Genomic DNA, 14,802 nt, shown 5'->3' on the forward strand with positions numbered 1-14,802 from the left:
TAGATAATTAAGCTTGTTGGTAGTGAGGATCAATTGCGATTAATTTATTAACAGTTTGATAGAATTCCTGCTGATAAAATTCCCGTTGATTGCCGTCGAGAGCATTAATTAATTGTTCTTGACAGTAGCGACGATATTCCATTAAACTAATTTTTTCCATAGCTATAATAGCATCTTTAATTTGTTCCTCTGGTTGCAAAATTTCCTGACTGGTATGTTCATTTAAGTGAAATAAAGAATTAAAATCACGATTTTTGTCTGTAGTTATCATCAATAAATGATTCTGTAAAGCTGACATCAAATCTCTTGGTTTAGTAATTTGGTTTTCTAAATCTAGAATTACTTGCCATAACCAACGATAATCAGGGACATTAAAAATTAAATCTTTTTCATCCAAAAGTTCACAAATGAGCCTCCGATATTCGGGAGAATGGAGATAGATTAATAATAATAACCATTCGGCTTTTTCTGTGCCATTTTTTTCGGATTTATCTAAGATGTTTTTACTCTTAATTGCTGGGGATTTTCCTTGAGGTTTATTAACCTGCTTTGAGAGATTTTTTAAAATATAAGGCAAACGAGTCGCATCTTTTTGAGCCAAAATTTCAGCACAATAATCGAGGTAAAAAGTGCGTTGATTGCTATCGATTAACTTTTGCAGTAAACTCACCATACTATTAGCTATTTGTTGAAAATGTAGTCCCTGTTTTAAATCTTTGTTAACCAACATTTGCGAGATTTGCCAATCAATCCAAAAAGGAGATTTTTCGATTAATTCTCGATAACTATTCACCCCGTCAGCACGAGATTTAAGAAATTCATCGGCATCTTTACCATCGGGAAGATTGAGGATTTTTAGGTTAACTTGTCCCGAATAAACTAGGGAGTTAATTTCCTTGATCGCTCTTTGTGTCGCCTTAATTCCCGCTTGATCGGCATCAAAATTAAAGATTATTTGTTTACTTTCACTGTAGCGCAAAAGTAGCTTAATTTGCTCTTGACTTAAAGCTGTTCCTAAACAGGCAACCACATTAGTGATACCAGCAGCATGGAGAGCGATTGCGTCAAAATAACCCTCCACAACTATCGCTAAATCTTGCTGAATAATTGCCTGTTTAGCTCGATCAAGAGCAAAGAGAGTTTTTCCCTTTTCAAATAGAGGAGTATCGGGAGAATTTAGATACTTTGGTTGTTCATTACCTAAACTACGACTACCAAAAGCGATCGCTCGTCCTTGACTATCAAAAATAGGAATCATTAAACGATCTCGAAATTGATCGTAATAACCGCTACCATTTTGACGCGCTTTAATTAATCCCGCTTGTTCTACTAAAGCCACAGGATAGCGCTTTTGTTCCACTAAATAACGATAGAGAGTTTCCCAACCTTCCGGAGAATATCCCAGTTGAAAAGTTGCGATAGTTTCTGGGGTTAGTTGTCGTTGTACCTTGAGATAATCTAACGCTTTTTCCCCTTGGGGTTGACTAAGAGCGTGTTGATAAAAACTCACCGCCACGGCCATTATCTCGTATAATTGTTCCTTGAGGGATAATTGCTGTTCTAATTCCTGACGCTGTTCTACTGCTAGAGTTTTAATCGGGATTTGATACCTTCTAGCAAGATCGAAAACCACTTCACTAAAAGATTGTTTCCCCACTTCCATGAAAAATTTAATCCCGTTTCCCCCCGCACCACAGCCAAAACAGTAATACATTTGTTTGGCAGGACTAACGGTAAAACTAGGGGATTTTTCCTCGTGAAAAGGACATAAACCGACGTATTCCCTTCCCCTTTTTTTGAGGACGACTCTCTCGGAAATTAAATCCACAATATCAATTCTTTGTTTAACTTCTTCGATCGTATCTGGATGTAGTCGCGGTGTATCCATAATCAGTTATCAGTTATCAGTTATCAGTTATCAGTTATCAGTTATCAGTTATCAGTTATCAGTTATCAGTTATCAGTTATCAGTTATCAGTTATCAGTTATCAGTTATCAGTTATCAGGAGATTTGCTTTTATTTATTCTCCCCGTCTCCCCAATTCATCATTCATCATTCCCACTCCCCTCTCCTTCTCCCCCATCTCCCCACTGCGATGGCGGCATTTTGTCCTCCGAAACCGAAACTAAGACAGAGACAATTGTGCAGGGAAAAATTAACAGCCGATCTAATTAAATTTAATTGAAAAGGCGACTCGCGCACACCGACACAGGGGGGAATTAGCTGATTTTTCAGAGTCATTAAACAAAAAGCCACACCTAATGCCCCCGAAGCCCCTAAAGTGTGTCCTGTTGCGCCTTTTGTCGAGCTTACAGCCACTTGCGAACCAAAAATGCTGGCGATCAGGTTTGCCTCCCGTTCATCGTTTAAACGGGTGCTAGTGCCGTGGGCGTGAATGTAATTAATTTCATCTTTTCTTAATTGACTTCTGTGCAAACATAGTTCTATGGCTTTGGTAGCGCTACGATTATCCACCGCCGGGGCGCTAACATGATCGGCATCGCAGGTAAAACCATAGCCCAAAATTTGCCCGTAGATGGCGGCATTTCTGCTTAAAGCCAGTTCTTCCGATTCAAGGACTAAAATCGCGCCACCTTCCCCCAAAACTAAGCCTTCCCTAGCTCTATCAAAAGGATAACAGCCCGTTTTCGCCAAAGCTCCCATCTGTTCAAATCCCACCAGAGTTAAGGGAGTGATCGGAGTTTCGATCGCCCCGACTAAAACTCGATCGCATTCTCCCATAGTAATTAATTCTACAGCCTGTGCGAGCGACCAGATGCCCGTGGCACAGGCCGCCATGGGTGCTAACACTGGGGCGCCGGTTTCTATCAATCTAGCGGTCAATACCGAGGCGCGATCGGGTAAACTATCTAACCAGTTTTCTACTATTCCCGTCGCTGCCATCCGTTCCCATAAACCCTGACAACCACGACTAGAACCGATAGTGACACCACAATCCTTTAAGGGAGGGGTTAACTTCGCGTCTTCAAGGGCAGCAATCAGGGCAATTTTGGTTAAATCCTCTAAAAATGCCGGTTTGTGACCGATTAAACCCAAGGGTAAAGCGGGTAAATCAGAAAATGGTTGTTGTCTAGTTATACCAGTTTTGCCCTCTAGTAATCTTTGCCAACTCTGACTTAAATTTCCCAGAGAACTGATCAACCCAATTCCCGTCACCACAACATTCATTTATCAGTTATCAGCTATCGGAATATTAAATGATTGGGTGGGTTAGGGGGAAAATTAAATTATCGTCCCGCGAACCCACCCTAACCGATCGCTATTTTTTCAGATTTTCTGCACCAGAAATAACTTTGGCCGAGTCAATTTTATCCCCTTGTTTAATCGTATCGATCACTTCCATTCCCTCAGTTACATAACCAAAAACGGCATAATCACCATCGAGGAAATTGATATCCGACAGGGCAAAATAAAACTGAGAAGAAGCGGAATTAGGTTGTTGAGAACGGGCCATCGCGATCGCACCGCGTTTATGGGGTAAAGCGACGATGGGAGTGCGCGACGTGGCCTGTTGACCGATTGATTTCCCATAAATCGGCTCTTTTTCGTCTTTAAGGAGAATTTCTAGGGGAACATAACGGGATTGCTTGGTTTCTGGATCAACAAAACCACCGGTTCCGCGACCTTGGGGATCACCACCTTGGGCGACAAAAGGCTGCGGTTCTGTAACCACGCGATGGAAAGTTAAACCATTATAAAAACCTCTCTCCACCAGATCCACAAAATTACCGGCAGTAACTGGGGCCGCATTGCCATCAATTTCGATCGTTACCGGTTTACCTTTGATGATCATCTCGACGACAGCAGTTCCATCTAAGCGGGGTTTGTAATTATCCATGTTGACACTGCCCGAACTGGCAGGTTGAGAGGTTTGGGTGATACTAGAATTATCGGGGGTGGAGTTAGCTTCTGGGGAAGAACAGCCGAAAAGTGTGGTCGTTGTGATTAAAAAAACACAAACCACAGACAGCCAGCCAGATTTTCTTATCTTCATCATTTTATAGCCAAAAAGAGCGAAAAAAGGCCTACAATCCCTCTAGAGGAATTTCCAGAAAACGAGCGAGTTCCGCTCCTTGATTTTCCAATTCCGAGAGGGACATCGGATCACCGACGCGAGTTAGAGGGATATCGCGACGCTGTTTAATCCGCAGGAATAGTTCCCGTTTCGGGTTGAGTCCTTCTCGCACTTCGGCCCGCACAGCTTGCACATCTTCCAGGGGCCAATCGAGATCAACGCGACGATTTTTGCCGGGGTAGCCCCAACGAAAGATTTTAAGTTTGCCAGTTTCCTTATTAAACTCGTTGTAACCACCTCCGACATTCCAGAGGAGAGATAACCAGAGATAGATGGCTAAGAGGGTCCCCGCAGTGCCATAAAAGAGGAGGGCGACCCCTTGGGGAATAAATTGTAAGGCACTGGTATCGCTAACGAGAAGTAGATTGACCTTCAAATAACTGGAAAGACCGGCAAGGAGAAACCCTAGACCGCCAATAGAGACGATTACAGCCCAAAAATAGTTACTAGGGCGACGCGCTCCCACTACTTCTTGCCGTAGGATCAGGCTATCTTTACTTGTTGTTTGCGCTTTCATGAATTCTTTTTAAGGTTGCCTAGAGTTATTTTACCAGCTTTTTTCTCGCCACTTCCCCAACCCCGCCCCAGGGATGCAGCCGTTGATTTTTCTGGATGTACCCATGTTTATCATAATATTTACTTATAGGTGAGTGGGGGAAGTTTAGGGGAAAATTCCCTAATCGTAATTCTCCTCGGCAACAATCATGCGTTAGATTTATTCGGGGTTTCCTTAATTTGTACCCAGTAAAGGCACATTCAGATACAGCACGGGTTATGGTCTTTTGTCAAGGGGGAAGTCCAATAATTAAATCTCCACCTTTTAAAATACAAATCGACTATTAGAAGTAAATCCGTAGTCAATTACTCATAACTTCGGTGGCCGCTCGTAACCTTTAAGGTGTTTGTCCAAAGACCATATATAGACGCGGCGGCTTGGATTTTGATCACAAATTCTTTGCCAATCATGAATGATAGAAAGGTCTCCCAGTACCCTACCTCCCATCGCTTGATCAGGAAACTCTTTTAACCATCCTTGCAGGTCTTCTTTCTTTAGAAAATTAATAGGAGTGAAGGGAGATTTTCCTTCAAGAGCTTGTGTTACCCGATTGACAAATTTTTCTGCACAAGTGCGTCGCTGATTGCCATCTACCTTTTTGGCCTTGGCAATATGATTGCCATTTTCCAGAATGGTTGCCATTGGCAAAAAAAGAGATTCCCTAGCTTTAATTTTCTCTTCTAATTTTTGAAGTATTAACTCAGATTGACTCGCTTTGTGGGGGACATTAAGTATCTCTAAAAAGATCGAAGTATCGATCAGACAAATAGCTCCCATCAGGCTACTTCTCCCTGTTTTAATTGCTCTAACCAACTTAGCGCGTTTTGTTGACGTTGTTCTGCTGTGGACTTATCCTTTAAGAACTTATCTAATACTTGTTTAGTCATCAACTGACCAAGAGTTCCCTGCACAATTAATTCGGGGAAACGCTCTAAATCAGCTAATCGGACAATACGACTATCTCCTGCTTGCGGATCTCGGTAACAACAAAGTACATTTCCAATATCACTATCGGGTACTGCATCTAATAACGCCGGGTTATGGGAGGTGATCAGTACCCTCAGTTTTCTTTCTAAGGCGATCTCCCGAATTTGCTTAACTAAATTATCTGCACGACTGGGATGAACACCATTATCGATCTCTTCAATAATTACGAAAGTTCCAGGATTTACACTTAGTAGAGTTGCAGCAATCGCTAAAACTCTCAGAGTACCATCAGACAACAAAGGAGCATCTATCTGATGTTCTTTGTTCCCAAAAGACTCTATTAGTTTCACCATAACATCCTTGCGGTCTGTAATGATAAAGCGAATATCGGTAATATCCTGTTCTGGTAATGAACGAATGAAGTCAAGCAACTTGTTTTTTTGAGTCTCTCCCTGCTGACAAACTGCGTAAAGAACACTAGAAAGGTTAGAGCCATCTTCTTTAATATCATCATCTTTAGCGTAAGCATAATCCCGCATTACTGCTGGACGAGGATCAAGAAAGACGATATTCCTCAAGGTTTCTCGAATTACTTTAGTAACTGCTGGAATAATTTTTTGTGATTTAGTATGACTTTGCTGGAACCGACTGGGAGTTTCCAATTGATAAAAAATGGCTTGTCGGTTAGAACAAGGTATGTGGGGCTTTTTACCACCTTTATTAAAATTGTTATACATCACCCTAATTTCATCGGTGTGTGAGTTGGGATCGCCATCAATTTTGTAAAGTGTTAATTCCTGATCTTTACTAGCTTTACTGACACTTTCTCCGATTATAATAAGTTGGTCTGATAATAGCCCAATTTCAATCTCGAAATCAGTCCAACCGTCAGGAGCGTTATCAATGTGTGTTCCCAAGGTAAAATACTGTTTTTCTGCACCGAAAAGATCGATCACTTGTCCACGAGCAATTGCATTCCCGCTTTGAATGTTGTGTTCAATGTCATCTAACCTGCTGCCTTTCGCTAACCACGAAAGTAAGCGAATTGCTTCTAGTGCATTACTTTTTCCTGACGCATTAGCACCGATTAAAAAGGTGATGGGTGCTAGAGACAAGGTTGCCTCCTGATAGCTTTTGAAATTCCGAAGAGTCAGGGATGTTAACATACTTTTCACCCATTAAATCTTGACTGGTGCAGTTTGAGCATTTGTACTAAAAGTTCCAATACCAGCGCAGCTTATAGACTCTAACAAGTACCGAAAACTAGCACCCATAACCTTGAAAACTCAAACTGTAGGGCAGGGCATATCCGAACAGTATAATCTAGGCTTGGGGAGATAAGATCGCTGTTTATTGGCATTAGGGCGGAACCCTTACCCTTACTGCAGGTCGCTTCTCAGAAAAAATTGAAAAGACGCTACTGGGTACATTTTCCCCTTGAAAATGGCTGTACCGTTGACTGTATCTAGAGTAGAGCGATTCTGTGGAGTTGGCTGTATAGTGATCGCTAACCTTATGATCACAGATGATGTCATTAATCTCTAGAGTAAGCGATTCCCTCTGTAGCCATGTTTTTGCTGGTTTTCTGCCCCGAAACAAGCTATAATGGTCGAAAGGTCAAATTGGAAGATTTTTGCCGCAAACCCTATCTGCGTAAAGACTTCAGGATTTTGTGTTCAGTAGCTCATTGGTATTATATGGCTTTAACTCAGGCTCTGTAAGACTTTTAGCCATAGCTAGTATTTTTGTACGGGTAAAGTCCAGAGCTAAATGGTTGCCTTTTTTAACTTTTTTATTGATCTCATTAAGCATTTCTACTTATTGCAAGGGTGAGATGCTCCCTTATGAAATATGAAACTAGAGGCAAAGTCAAAATTAATAATCGTCTTAATTCCAATGAAATTAAAAGATATTGTCAACAAAGTCAAAATAGATTCTAGAAAATTAACCCAATATGCTCTCAATTTAGACAATCCAAAAGGATTAAATAAAGCCATCATGTTTCAACGCCACTTAGGATATACTCAAGATAATTATGAGCCACTTCTACAACAAATCGCTAACAAATCCCTTGAAGCAAAAGCTGTTTATCAAAGTACAGATCGACATGGCAAACGCTATCAAGTTGACCTAGAAATTACAGGAATTGAACCAGGTCAACAAGAAATAGTGAGGACTGGATGGATTGTTGAGCCTGATAGTGATACAGCTAAATTAGTAACTTTATATGTGAGAAAAAAACCATGATTAAACCAGAATTATTTGACCTTGTGGAATTATTAGTTGACTTGCCTGAACATAACTTAATAATGGGAGAAAAAGGGACAATTGTTGAAGACTACAATGATGGTTGTTACGAAATTGAATTTAGTAATGATCTAGGGGAAACTATAGCCCTTTGTTCTCTCCCAATGCAGCAATTTATTGTCATCTGGAAAGCTCAGAACAAAACTTGGTTATCTTTAACAGAAAAGCTAACAGCTTTAATCGATAAATTACCCAAAGAAAAGCAACAAAAAGTTTTAGATTTCACCCGCTCTTTGTATCAATAAAATCGGAAAAAATAGGCTATTCCATAATTGTTATGCAAATAATTAACTTAAAATAAAAGCTAAAATTCATATAGGGAAGGACTTAAGGCACAAACAAGTTAAGGCCACAAAGATAGACAATAGAGTTAAGATTTGATATAATCGCCAAAAACGAGAGTATTTTACCTATGATAGTTGACAAATTTTTGAACCTAAAAGGAACCTCTATTCAAGGCTATCGACACCTAGAAAATATCGGTATATTTTGACGAATTGAATCAAAAAATAAAAAAGCAACGGCTCGAAGGCGTTAGATTTATTTGGGGTTTCCTTGGGTTGAATCGGCAGCAGTATCGACTAATTCAAAGGATTAGACAAGAATTTACCAAGGTCAAGGTCGATGATCGCACTAAAATAAGCTCTCTCAGTGTTAGTTATTATTACCCGTTCGGATCAGCTTAGGAAAAAACTTGACAAAAGTTTCATATTAGATTATAATTTTCGTTTGAGACTGTTATATGAGATTAAAGGTATGTCTCGATTTATTAAGCGTTTAGAAGCGATTGGAATACATGGAAGATTTGATATTAATCTTGATTTTCAAGATGGAGTTAATATTATTCATGGAAGTAATGGCACAGGCAAAACCACTGTATTGCATATTCTTGCTAATGCCGTCAACGAAGATTTTAGACGTTTTGGCTATTTAAAATTTCAAAAATTAACCATTACATTAGATGATGATACGAAAATATTGATAGAACAGCATAATTCTCCTCAAGAAGATATAAAAGAAACAGTAACAACAGTCTTTGTTAATCATGAAAAAGTCGATTCTTACCCTTTTACAAAATTATTAGAAGAAGAAAAGCAAAAAGAAAATAGCGAAATTTTCTTATCTGCACTTTATTATCGATCATCTTCTAGGAAAAAGCAAGATATTGACTTAAAAGCAACTTATTTCCCTGCTTTTAGAACAATGATTGAGGCATGGGCTACCTTAGATGAAAATGAAATTAGACATTTTGCCCGAAGATCACCTAATTTTAGCAAAGTTCTCAGAAGTTCCGCCAGATCAACCGAATTAGCTCGGATTCTATTTGGGAAATTTGTCCCTAGACTTGAGTATCCTTCACCGATAGAAATAGAAGAACATATTAATTCAGAATTAACAGAAGCTCAATTAAAAATTGCTAGTCTTGATAGAAATTTGCTTTCACAAGCTTTTATTCAATTTTCTCAAGCTATTTCTCAATCATCTGAGACAGACGATAATACAAAAGAGCCGGAAGAAGTTATTACAGAAATAATAGAACTTTCGGAAAAATTGCAAAATTCATCTTTTCAAGTTAATCGTAATCAATCAGATGATGTCTATAAACAATTAATAGAACAGTTGAAATCGTTTGAATCAGATCCAAAATACAAAACTATTGCTAGTAGAGTTTTATCAGTGTATAAAAGTTCTCTTCAACAAAGACTAGATGAACAAATAACAGCTTATTCTAGTATTGAAAGATATCTTGAATCAGTCAATGGATTTTTAGAGAGAAAGCAATTAAAAATAGGTTCTACAAGCTTACCTCAAGGCAGAGGGAAATTAGGTGTTAAAATTGGTGATGAAGAAGCTATTCATAGTCTGCAAATTTTGTCTTCTGGAGAAAGACAAGTCGTAGGTTTAATTTATGCCGCCAGTCACATGACAAGTGGTAGGGTTGTCTTAATTGATGAACCTGAAATTTCACTTCACATCGATTGGCAACGTAAATTATTACCAGAAATGGTTAAACAACTTGATGAGAAACAACTCATTATTTGTACTCATTCTGCTGTAATTGCATCCAAATATCGAGAGAGAATGATAAAACTTGAACTACAACCAACGGCAAAGGCTAATATAAATACTGACACTCTTGAAAGTGATACACTAGATAATGATTTGTTGGACGACATTCCCTTTTAAAAATTTAGATAATTATCGACTTTATGAACGGATTACAGTTAACTCCTGAAGAATACGTTACTGAAATAATTATGTCACAGGATCGGTTTTTATTGCTAGAAGGAGCCGATGATGAGGATTTTTTTACTATTATTTGTAATCTTTTAAAAAAAAATGAAGCTCAGATTTCAGCAGAAAAATTATATTTATTGAAAAAAATTATTATTGATACTGCGGAGCGAATACAAGGAGAATTAGGAAATAGAGCTAAGATAGAAAAAATCTGTGATTTAGTTGCCCAAGAGCCGCCAGATGTTAACAATAGAGTTTTGGGCTTTGTTGATCGAGAATTTAGAGAATTTGAATGTAGCAATGATTTAAAAGATCATATTAAAACTCATAAAATTAACAAGAGATTAATTTGGAGTAGAGGTCATTCAATTGAAAACTATTTTTTTGAAATATCAACGTTGAGAAAGGCATTCAACGATTATTTAGTCAGTAGTTTTTATCAAGAAGCATTTGAAATTTTTGAATCTAAATTTGAGCATACTCTCAGAATAGCTTGTGCTTTGAGTTTAGCAGGTTCATCAGAAGAGTTAGTTAAGCCTATTGCTAAATCAGTAAATTGGCAGTGTATAGATATCACCTCCACATCTCTGAAAATTGATTTAGAAGAATGGCGTAAGATACTGAATAAAAAACACAAACTAGATCAACTTCGGATTCAAAAGCTATTTAATAAATTTGAAGTCTATTTGAATATGACCAATCAATGTGACATTGAAACCTCAAGATGGTTATCTCATGGACATATAGGATTTAATTTTATGTTTGTTGTTTATAGTAAATGTCTTTATATAACAGCCTCAGACTTATCGGATCCTCGGAAAAATCCTAGTCAAGAAGCCGAGAAAGTTAATCAATATAAAGACACACGCTTCCGCACAGTAGCAAATGCTTGGGTTAGAAATCAATCTGTAGAATTTCAAGGTAATAACCTTAATGATTTTCCAATCAAGTGTTTTTGGATGTTAATCAACGATTTTCAATAACAAATGATAGAAAAAAAGGGAGGTCTAAGACCCCCCCTCAACAGTTAATAATTAGATGACAGCTAAATTAGTAGCGGCCGACATTGGGTTTATGAACAATAAAGCTCATGGTTTGACATTGTTTGATGTTGTCAAAAGCGATAACGCGGATATAGCAATCAGAATACTCGGTGCGGCACTCGCGAACTTCATTAAGAACTTCTTGGGGGCCAGAAACAGAGAATAAAGGCAGTTTCCACATCGTCCAATGATAATCTGCGGGTTTGGGATCTTTTTCAAATTCCACAGCAGGAATATAACCCTGATCGATCATGTATTGAATTTGTTTAGCAATTTGTTGATCGGTGAGGGGGGGCAAGTAGGAAAGAGTTTCGTAACGCTTCTCTTTAGGTAAAGTTTTCATGGGTTTCTTGATTCCTTATGGGTTGGGTAGATCATCAACATCGAGATTTAATTCCGATGTCTCTGGTTGACTTATAGCAGTACGGGTGAGACGTTCCAAAAGTTGCCGACGATGTTCGGTATTGTCATTAATAATTCCCGTTTTTACCATCTCTGGCAAGAACTCTAAAACCTGTTCGGCTAGATGTTCTCTTACCGTCATGATCCGCAAAACTAACTCTTTATTCTCAGTCATTAACCCCGCAATATAGGCCTCGCCATCCTGAATGGAATGGCTAGAAGTATAGTGACTCAGCCAAATAGCCAAAGTGGGATTAGTTTCTGACAATTGATCGATAATCGTGCGAACCGCTTGGTAAGTTAGGTAACTTTGTAAGACTTTCGCGGTATCTTGAACAACTTTTTTCGGATACATTTTATACAGTTTTCAGTTATTGGCTAGACAGTTATCAGTGTTGAAATTCTAGCGACTGCTTGCCGATTTTGGGCAAGTCCCCGGCATTATTTTGCACCGATAACTGCTAACAACCTTCTGAAGGGCTGTATTAGAGGGTATCCATAGCCTCGAACTCGAATTTGATTTCTTTCCAGAGTTCGCAAGCGGCAGCCAGTTCAGGACTCCAACGGCAAGCTTCCCGGATAACGTCGTTACCTTCGCGGGCCAAGGAGCGACCTTCGTTACGAGCTTGGATACAAGCTTCCAGAGCCACACGGTTAGCGGTGGCACCCGGTGCGTTACCCCAGGGGTGGCCGAGGGTTCCACCACCGAACTGTAAGCAGGAATCGTCACCGAAGATTTCCACCAGCGCCGGCATATGCCAAACGTGGATACCACCGGAAGCAACCGGCATTACCCCGGGTAAGGAGGCGTAGTCTTGGGTGAAGAAAATACCACGAGCGCGATCTTCTTCCACATAGTCTTCACGCATCAGGTCAACAAAACCCATCGTGATCCCGCGTTCACCTTCGAGTTTACCGACAACGGTTCCCGAGTGCAGGTGATCACCACCAGAGAGACGTAAGCACTTAGCTAAAACGCGGAAGTGGATACCATGATTTTTCTGACGGTCGATAACCGCGTGCATTGCCCGGTGAATGTGGAGCAGTAACCCTTTGTCGCGGCAGAATTTCGCCAGGGTGGTGTTAGCGGTGAAACCACCAGTGAGGTAGTCGTGCATGATGATGGGGGTTTTGATTTCGGCGGCGAATTCAGCCCGTTGCATCATCTGCTCGCAGGTAGGAGCGGTTACGTTTAAGTAATGTCCTTTAACTTCGTTGGTTTCTGCTTGGGATTTAACGATCGCCTCTTGGACAAAGAGGAAACGATCGCGCCAACGCATGAAGGGTTGAGAGTTAATATTTTCGTCGTCTTTGGTGAAGTCTAAACCACCGCGAAGACATTCATAAACGGCACGACCGTAGTTTTTAGCGGAAAGGCCGAGTTTGGGTTTGATGGTGCAACCGAGTAGGGGGCGACCGTATTTGTTTAATTTGTCCCGTTCAACGGTGATACCGTGGGGAGGACCTTGGAAGGTTTTGATTAAAGCGACGGGGAAACGGATATCTTCTAAACGGAGACCGCGTAGAGCTTTGAAACCGAAAACGTTACCAACGATCGAGGTGAGGATGTTGGTGACGGAACCTTCTTCAAATAGATCTAAAGGATAGGCAACGAAACAGAAGAACTGGTTATCTTCGTTGGGTACGGGTTCGATATCATAACAACGGCCTTTATAGCGATCGAGGTCGGTTAAGTTATCGGTCCAAACGGTGGTCCAGGTACCTGTGGAAGATTCCGCCGCTACCGCCGCACCTGCTTCTTCAGGAGGAACTCCTGGTTGGGGTGTTACCCGGAAGCAAGCTAGTAGATCGGTATCTTTGGGGGTGTAGTCGGGGGTGTAGTAAGTCAGGCGGTAGTCTTTTACGCCGGCCTGGAAACCTTTGGATTTGGCTTGCACCATTGGGATTATTCCTCCATAAACTGCATGATTAGTCGCACCTGTAAAATCTCGCCGTCAACCGACATAGATTTTTCTTAAGCTCCTTTCCCCTGCTGCTAGGAGCGAAGTTAGGGAGCAATTTTCACTAATGTTTTTTTCAACTGATCATCTTAACACGAACTTTACCCTATTCTGATCATTTTTTTCTCTATCCCCAAAATTTTGATTGTTTTTTTTTCTCGGGGGGATTAGTTTCTTTAATCTGTCGTCATCTAACTTTGACAATCTCTACAAAAACACAAAAAAATCAACAAAAATTTACCTGATTGACACGCAGAAACTTCTGCTCATCAGGCTTTGAGCGATTAAAGCTAATCCTTAATTGAGGAAGATTATCAATAATTACAACCTCAAAAAATGTCGGCAATCGCTAAAGATGAATTAGATTTCTAAGCAATTATACCCAGTACCTAGAGGACAGTTAGACAGCCGTGAACTCTAGATAAATTAGGTCTAATTACTCAGTAATTATTGTTGAGATTTTTGGCTTATGAACGATTATTTTCCCCTTCAAGAATTAAGGTTATTGTTGCCATTAAAACGATGACGTTCTGGAAATAGCGTGACCAATAACTGATTGATATAGACCTTTCCGACCACCGATGCTTGATTCGGTCGGTTAGTAGTAGATGCTGGTTCTCTGGTTTCCGTAGGACCTGCCTCGGCCACCATTTCCTCGCCATCCCAAGGACTGGCCACGGTTTCGGAGACCACTTCCTCCACTGACGGCACTGGGGACACTTGACTGACTACGGGTTGCGGTTCCGGTAAAGGGGGTCTTTCCGGTTCCGATCGGGTCGCTGACACTTCGATGGTAATTTGACGGGAAGTATCTCCGATCAGGGAACCGGACGGCACGAGCGACATCGCTGCCACAGAAGCATTAAAAATCGTTGTGGTTGACCCAATACAGGCATTTTCACCGATTTCACCCCGACCGACGACGAGAACACCTGTACCTAAAATTGCTCCCGCACCGATAGCAATAACACCCTGATAGGCGGTTAAAATTGTTCCCATACCCAGGCAAGCACCCGCACCGATAATTATTTGGCTATTGGGGGCTGCTCGGAGAATCACCCCCGGAGCCACGATCGCACTCTCATCAATGGTTACATCACCATTGACATAGAATTCCGAGCGGCTAATAGGTTGAACGGGGGGTAAGGACATAATTGACAGTTATTCAGTGATCAGTGATCAGTGATCGGGGGTTAGGGGGTAGGGGTTAGAGTTTCCGGTATTTTTCCCGGTCTGCCAACACCTAACACCTATCTCCCTTCACCGATCGC

14 protein-coding genes are annotated in these 14,802 nt (G+C 40.5%); 4 read left to right on the plus strand and 10 right to left on the minus strand.

Features of this window, described 5'->3' with window-relative positions; genetic code table 11:
• Positions 1-7 precede the first annotated feature (7 nt).
• The 6 genes from dnaG to ACQY1Y_RS07370 form a co-directional block, all read right to left on the minus strand.
• Entirely contained in the window at positions 8-1,888 is a 1,881-nt protein-coding gene (gene dnaG, locus ACQY1Y_RS07345) for a DNA primase (RefSeq protein ID WP_430014278.1), read from the minus strand.
• Between the two features lie 165 nt (positions 1,889-2,053).
• Complete coding sequence (locus tag ACQY1Y_RS07350) at positions 2,054-3,190, minus strand: beta-ketoacyl-ACP synthase (protein WP_430014279.1); 1,137 nt, start codon at positions 3,188-3,190, stop codon at positions 2,054-2,056.
• 91 nt (positions 3,191-3,281) lie between these two features.
• Positions 3,282-4,019, minus strand: coding sequence for a peptidylprolyl isomerase (locus ACQY1Y_RS07355; protein ID WP_002777275.1), 738 nt, complete (start codon positions 4,017-4,019; stop codon positions 3,282-3,284).
• Positions 4,020-4,047: 28 nt separating this feature from the next.
• The gene (locus ACQY1Y_RS07360; protein ID WP_002733435.1) at positions 4,048-4,614 is read right to left on the minus strand and encodes a photosystem I assembly protein Ycf4; all 567 of its coding nucleotides are present in this window, start codon (positions 4,612-4,614) and stop codon (positions 4,048-4,050) included.
• 348 nt (positions 4,615-4,962) lie between these two features.
• Positions 4,963-5,430, minus strand: a complete 468-nt coding sequence (locus ACQY1Y_RS07365; protein WP_430014280.1) for a hypothetical protein — start codon at positions 5,428-5,430, stop codon at positions 4,963-4,965.
• Positions 5,430-6,746: an AAA family ATPase gene (locus tag ACQY1Y_RS07370; protein ID WP_430014281.1), complete on the minus strand. Its 1,317-nt coding sequence runs from the start codon at positions 6,744-6,746 to the stop codon at positions 5,430-5,432. The genes ACQY1Y_RS07365 and ACQY1Y_RS07370 overlap by 1 nt, the downstream gene beginning before the upstream one ends.
• A 730-nt stretch (positions 6,747-7,476) precedes the next feature.
• Between ACQY1Y_RS07370 and ACQY1Y_RS07375 the strand changes: the two genes are divergently transcribed.
• From ACQY1Y_RS07375 to ACQY1Y_RS07390, 4 genes are all read left to right on the plus strand, one after another.
• On the plus strand, positions 7,477-7,827 hold the full coding sequence (locus ACQY1Y_RS07375; RefSeq protein ID WP_104395420.1) for a DUF6883 domain-containing protein: 351 nt from the start codon (positions 7,477-7,479) through the stop codon (positions 7,825-7,827).
• Entirely contained in the window at positions 7,824-8,132 is a 309-nt protein-coding gene (locus ACQY1Y_RS07380) for a DUF4926 domain-containing protein (RefSeq protein ID WP_002759315.1), read from the plus strand. The genes ACQY1Y_RS07375 and ACQY1Y_RS07380 overlap by 4 nt, the downstream gene beginning before the upstream one ends.
• 511 nt (positions 8,133-8,643) lie before the next feature.
• Positions 8,644-10,074, plus strand: a complete 1,431-nt coding sequence (locus ACQY1Y_RS07385; RefSeq protein WP_002731617.1) for an AAA family ATPase — start codon at positions 8,644-8,646, stop codon at positions 10,072-10,074.
• A gap of 23 nt (positions 10,075-10,097) precedes the next feature.
• Positions 10,098-11,108 (plus strand): DUF4435 domain-containing protein, encoded by a 1,011-nt coding sequence (locus ACQY1Y_RS07390; RefSeq protein WP_430014282.1) that lies wholly within the window; start codon positions 10,098-10,100, stop codon positions 11,106-11,108.
• A 67-nt stretch (positions 11,109-11,175) separates the two neighbouring features.
• Here ACQY1Y_RS07390 and ACQY1Y_RS07395 read toward each other — a convergent pair whose 3' ends face one another.
• The 4 genes from ACQY1Y_RS07395 to ACQY1Y_RS07410 all read right to left on the minus strand — a co-directional run bounded on the left by ACQY1Y_RS07395 (position 11,176) and on the right by ACQY1Y_RS07410 (position 14,683).
• Positions 11,176-11,511, minus strand: coding sequence for a ribulose bisphosphate carboxylase small subunit (locus ACQY1Y_RS07395; protein ID WP_002732395.1), 336 nt, complete (start codon positions 11,509-11,511; stop codon positions 11,176-11,178).
• A gap of 15 nt (positions 11,512-11,526) precedes the next feature.
• On the minus strand, positions 11,527-11,925 hold the full coding sequence (gene rcbX, locus ACQY1Y_RS07400; RefSeq protein WP_002732424.1) for a RuBisCO chaperone RbcX: 399 nt from the start codon (positions 11,923-11,925) through the stop codon (positions 11,527-11,529).
• Positions 11,926-12,055: 130 nt separating this feature from the next.
• Positions 12,056-13,471: a form I ribulose bisphosphate carboxylase large subunit gene (locus ACQY1Y_RS07405; RefSeq protein ID WP_002753365.1), complete on the minus strand. Its 1,416-nt coding sequence runs from the start codon at positions 13,469-13,471 to the stop codon at positions 12,056-12,058.
• Between the two features lie 549 nt (positions 13,472-14,020).
• Positions 14,021-14,683: a hypothetical protein gene (locus ACQY1Y_RS07410; protein ID WP_002777284.1), complete on the minus strand. Its 663-nt coding sequence runs from the start codon at positions 14,681-14,683 to the stop codon at positions 14,021-14,023.
• Positions 14,684-14,802 lie beyond the last annotated feature (119 nt).

Source organism: Microcystis ichthyoblabe FBCC-A1114, from assembly GCF_050500245.1.
Classification (GTDB): Bacteria; Cyanobacteriota; Cyanobacteriia; order Cyanobacteriales; family Microcystaceae; genus Microcystis; species Microcystis ichthyoblabe_A.